At 39.7% G+C, this 5,204-nt stretch carries 3 protein-coding genes; all 3 read left to right on the top strand.

The window, feature by feature from the left end; all coding sequences use genetic code 11:
• The coding region (locus QZ289_RS10315; protein ID WP_295702287.1) for an asparaginase domain-containing protein at nt 1-537 on the top strand (537 nt) is incomplete at its 5' end.
• A gap of 113 nt (nt 538-650) precedes the next feature.
• On the top strand, nt 651-2,933 hold the full coding sequence (locus tag QZ289_RS10310) for an outer membrane protein transport protein (RefSeq protein WP_295702285.1): 2,283 nt from the start codon (nt 651-653) through the stop codon (nt 2,931-2,933).
• Between the two features lie 716 nt (nt 2,934-3,649).
• Nucleotides 3,650-5,122, top strand: a complete 1,473-nt coding sequence (locus QZ289_RS10305) for a c-type cytochrome (RefSeq protein ID WP_295702283.1) — start codon at nt 3,650-3,652, stop codon at nt 5,120-5,122.
• The last annotated feature ends 82 nt before the right edge of the window (nt 5,123-5,204 follow it).

The following is a 5,204-nucleotide window of genomic DNA, read 5'->3' as shown; positions in this document are numbered from 1 at the left end:
AAGAGAGGGGTTATGCTATGTATGAATGATAGAATCCTCTCTGCGCGGTATGCGAGCAAGATTCACACTTCAAGCCTTGAATCTTTTGCCTCGCCTTGTGATTTGGGCTATATCGCCAATGGTGCGGTGCATTTTCACGCATCTTGCGGTGTATTACATCAGCCTATGTTTGACACGGAGATGATAGAATCCCTGCCGCGTGTGGATATACTCTACTCTTATGCTAATGATGGCTCATCAATCGCTGCTAAGGCACTTTTTAGCAATGGTACACAAGGGCTAGTCATCGCTGGGAGCGGTGCTGGGAGCGTCCATAAAGTCCATAAGCAAACACTCCAAAGTCTCATTAAACAAGGCTTGTGTGTGGTGATAAGCTCTCGCATTAATCAAGGCAGTGTATATATAAGCGAGGTAGATTCGCAAAATGGCTTCATCTCTAGCGGAGATTTGAATCCACAAAAAGCACGAGTATTGCTTACTCTTGCTTTGACGCAAAGCAACAACCCCCTTCAAATTGCTACATTTTTCTACACCTAAATTACAAAAAATCATTTTTTCTCTTTTGATTCCACAAAGTTATAAAGCAAGGTATATAGTTGCATACGCAACAATTTTACAACCAAAACATTATAATTTCGAGGATAGGGAAGGTGTTAAGGCTATTTATTTATGCAGGTTTATGCTGTTGCTTAAGCTTTGCTTCAGGATTTAGAATCAGTGAACAGAGCCTTAAATCTACTGCCCTTAATTCCGCCTATGTCGCTGGGGCTTTTGGTGCAGATAGTGTTTATTATAATCCTGCGAATATGGGCTTTTCCCACCCATTAAGTGACAATGATAAACACGATTTGGATATTACCCTTACAGGCATTTTTATCCCCGGCTTTGCTTTTACTACCGATACTACCACAAAAAATATTGGCGAAGGCTCGATAAACTGGGGTTTAAGCACGACTACGACACTAGGGATTGATCCAAGTATGGCGAATTTGGCAAATAGCTTTTTGGGTGTGGATTTAACAAAGCCTATTGAAGTGCCCTCCGAAGTGAAAAATCAAAATGGCGAATGGGGCTTTAGCGAAAAAGGTGCGCTAGTAGCGGGAAGTGCGGATTCTACATTTTTTCCCGTGCCTAAGATTTTTTACAAAAGCAAGAGTGCTAAGAGTAAGTGGGGGAATTTTAACTGGGGAGTGAGCTTCACTGCACCTAGTGGTTTAGCTATGAATTGGAATGGCGAGGCTGGAGCGTTTTTACGTAATGTAATGATAGCTATGGTGGAGCTTAGTCCATCGCTTAGCTGGAATTATAATGAGCGAATTGCTATTGGCGTAAGCCCGAGAATCCTCTATGGTATGGGGAATTTCGCAAACACGGTTTTTGTGCCACTAGGTACGAGAGAGAAGCCCGGAGAGGTTATTACTAATATTAAGGATTTTGATGAGATTCCTTCATCTATGGTGCCAGAGGCTATGGCACAGCTCATTTATGCAGTGAATACAGCTCAAGGCAATGCCTTAGCGGCTTTAGCAGGGCTTGGCGTTGGCGGGGGAGGGCATTTGAATAATAAATTGCGCTATGGGCTTCCCACGCTCTTCAACCCTGAGGCGTGGTTTGGTATGCCTTCCCCTGATGTGTTTAATCAATATATCGATGAGGAGAGGCAAGTCATCGATATAGCGGGGTATAATCAAAAAGTCGCAGAGATTAACGCTACGATAAAGCAAAATTGGGAGACGTATCAAGGTGAATGGGCAAATGGTCATTTGGATTGGCGATATAATGATAAAACTTGTGTAGATCAAACAACAATTTGTCTCCCAACATTTTTCAATCAAGTACCTAACCAAACCTATAAAACTACTATTAATGGAGTAGAACGTGATGGATATAAGTTTGTCAATGGCGTAAATTACTGCATTCAAAATGGATATAGCACAAGCGGATTTTTTGGCTGTGGGAATCTTGGCGATACTATGACTAAAGCAAAGCAATTAGGGGCGTATGTGAATTGTTATACGGGCACATTCTATGATTTTAATGGGAATTTGCAGACAAACAATCCGGGACCTTGCGCTTACCCAAAACCTACAGAAAAAGATGAAGACGGCGCACCGCGGGGCTATCTGCCGCTTATGGACGCTAAACAAGTCGCAGAAGCCTTTGGTATGGGTGATATGGATATTACTACGCATTTAGTGGGCGCGACTAAAGTCGATCAAAAGAGCGATGGCGCGGACTTAGCCTTTGGCTATAAAGTCGCTATGAGTGTGCGTCCTTTTGAGAGCAAACAGACGACTTTAAGTATTGTCTATACCTCGCCCGTAACCTTTAATCTTAAAGGAAGTCTTGACGCGACTACCTATATCGGTGGCTCTGTGGGCGATGTGAATATGCGAGCGGATTTAAATCTTACTACAACTTTACCCTCCACAATGCAAATCGCGCTTATGCACTACTTTGGGCGATTAGGCATAGAGCTTGTGTATGAAAAAATCTATTGGAGCAAGGGTGATAAATTCGCCTTTAATTTTAGCAAGCCACGATTTACCCCCTTAAGTGGTATGGTGCTGCAGTTTAGCCCACAGCAGTTAGAATCTATGATGGATTTAGCCGATTATGGTGCGGTGGCTATGGGTGATGGGTGGCAGGATACGATCGCATTGCGCTTAGGCATTACCTATCTCACGCGCAAAAACACGCTTTTAATGTTTTCTGCTGCATTTGACCAATCCCCAGTGTCACAAGACAAGCTGGGGATCCCTGATAGTAACGCCTATATGTTTGGTGTAGGGCTAAGAAAGAATCTTAATGAAAAGTGGAGCTATGGACTAGCCTATTCTTTAAGTCTTAAAGATGGGCGCAAGAGCATTTACCAATCAGGGGGGTTTGGGCAGCTGCATCTCTTCTCTGCTTCATTTGGCTATCAGTTTTAGATTCGCTATTGCTGCATTCCTGCGACCCAAATTACTACGTAATTTTGCAAAATAGTAATTAAAACTTAAAAGCTTGCTAGCATTTGGTTTATGAAGTATATCAAGCTTTTTTCTATACTATGCAATGCAGCATTAAAAGTAATAATTTATATATGAATACCAAAAATGGAACATCATTTGCTATCATCTTAATACGGCGTGATTCCTATAATAGACCTTCCCAAACACCCCTCTACCCCCTGATTAAGGTCTATTTATGGGAAGATGCCGGATTTTAAGACTTATCGTCAAATTTAACTCATCTATTCATATTTATTAGCCTCTGTACTCTTGTGTAATTTATTGTATAGCAAATATCCAAAATGCAAATTCCCTATTTAATTTTACATTGTAAAGCTTTCATATATTAAAACCTAGAAAATATGGTATAAAATCTTTTAAAAAAATATACTATAAGGGCATATTATAATCTCTTGATGAAAAAAATATAGAATCAAAACTAAATAATTATATTAAAAAAAGCATAAAAAATATAAAATATGTATCAAAATTAAACAATATATTTAATAAAGTTTAAATTATAATAAGTAAAGTATCTTTAAATTCAATTTTAGTTTATAATACTGCTGGGTAAAAAATCAGGGGGCATTTATATTTTCACTATTTATGCCAATTATGCCAAAAAACAATGTTAAACTTATGCGACGGAATTATCAATGACGGAACACCGCATCAAATCTATAAAAGCGCGACGTATATCCTTATCAATACAATTTATACCTATACTTATAGCTTTTGTTTGGCTAATTTTATGTATTCCATCAGCTTATGGAGCCCCAAGCTTCGATTTTTCGGTAGCGAACTCACTTGAAAGCGGTGGAAACCTCTACAAGAGAGCTTGTGCGCACTGTCATGGCAAAACAGGAGAGCTTATACCTCCGGGAGATAAAGCAAGCAGACCCATTGCTGGTATGAGAAAAAATACTTTGGTGCGAATCTTAAATGCCTACAGAGATGGTATAGCTAATGGTGGTGGCGCAAGTGGAACAATGAGCGCAGCCCTTATGCGGTATAAATTTACCGATCAAGATATAGAAGATATAGCTTTTTATCTAGAATCCCTTAGGGGACAACAAGAACGGGAATATACCCGAGAAGAGGCTTTGGCGATAGCTAGAGAAAGAGCGCGCAGAAGAGCAGAAGAGCAGAAGAGCAGAAGAGATAATTTCATTGTTTTAACAAAAGCAGAGAGTGTCGCGGAAGTTTCGTGTCAGTGTCCAGCTCAGCATATTGCTCAAGCCATAGCTCCACAGCCAATTGCAAAGCCCAAGACATTTAAGGGGTATTATTACCAAGTGGCTGCATATAGAGGCGAGGTGCCCAAAGATATTATGGATAAAATTGCTAAATATCCCTATATCGTGCATATTAGTCAAGATAGCGGTAAGCCCCTTTATCGTTACCTTATTGGTGCGTATGATACCTACAATGATACTAAAAGAGATAAGCAAACTATAACATTTCTTACTAAAACCACACACGTACAACGTAATATGCAGCCTATAGTGCGCTATCTTGATGGAAATAACACATTAAGAGAGGTGCTAGAAGATGGTTCGTTAGGGGGAAGTATTGCTAGAGGTGTTAATGTCTTTCACGGGAAATCAGCACCTACACATAATCCTGCCCCCACTTTACCATTCTTTAGAAATATAGAAACTCCTCGCAAGGGTGAGCAAGCAGAAGAAGGCGAAGCCGATACAGGATATTATTATGTATTTGCTACGCACGATAAAGATATATCCAAAGAAGCGCTTGATTATATTGCGGAGCAATCTTATGTCTTTTTTAAGACTCAAAATGTCGTTTCAACTGCCAAGTTTATAGATGGATATTACTATATCCTTGCTACATATGAGGGAGAGGTGCCTAATGGCACCTTGCAAAATATTGCGAAATATCCATACGCCTTATATCGAGCTAATGGCTATATATACATTATGATGGGGCAATTCAAAACAAAAGCGGCTATGCGTTCCTATGCAAAAATTGCACAAGAAATAACAGATATTATACACGCTCCGCAAAATCAAAAAGAAACACCTCGAGTCGCACATATAAAAGACAAGAAAATGACTATTGAAGAGACGATAACACAATCAACGGAATACAAACAAACTCGCTTTTGATTTTTCATCAAATAGCGAAAAAATAAATGATCGAGACTTCTTTGTGAACGAAGTATATCCTTATGGCAAACGAGATTTATTG

Source organism: uncultured Helicobacter sp. (assembly GCF_910577135.1).
GTDB lineage: Bacteria > Campylobacterota > Campylobacteria > Campylobacterales > Helicobacteraceae > Helicobacter_C > Helicobacter_C mastomyrinus.
Note: the sequence above shows the minus strand (reverse complement) of the source record. Positions and strands in the feature narration are given on the sequence as shown.

Bases quoted from the DNA above. Each gene is read 5' to 3' on its own strand.
- QZ289_RS10305 (WP_295702283.1), top strand. From the start codon at position 3,650: ATGACGGAACACCGCATCAAATCTATAAAAGCGCGACGTATATCCTTA.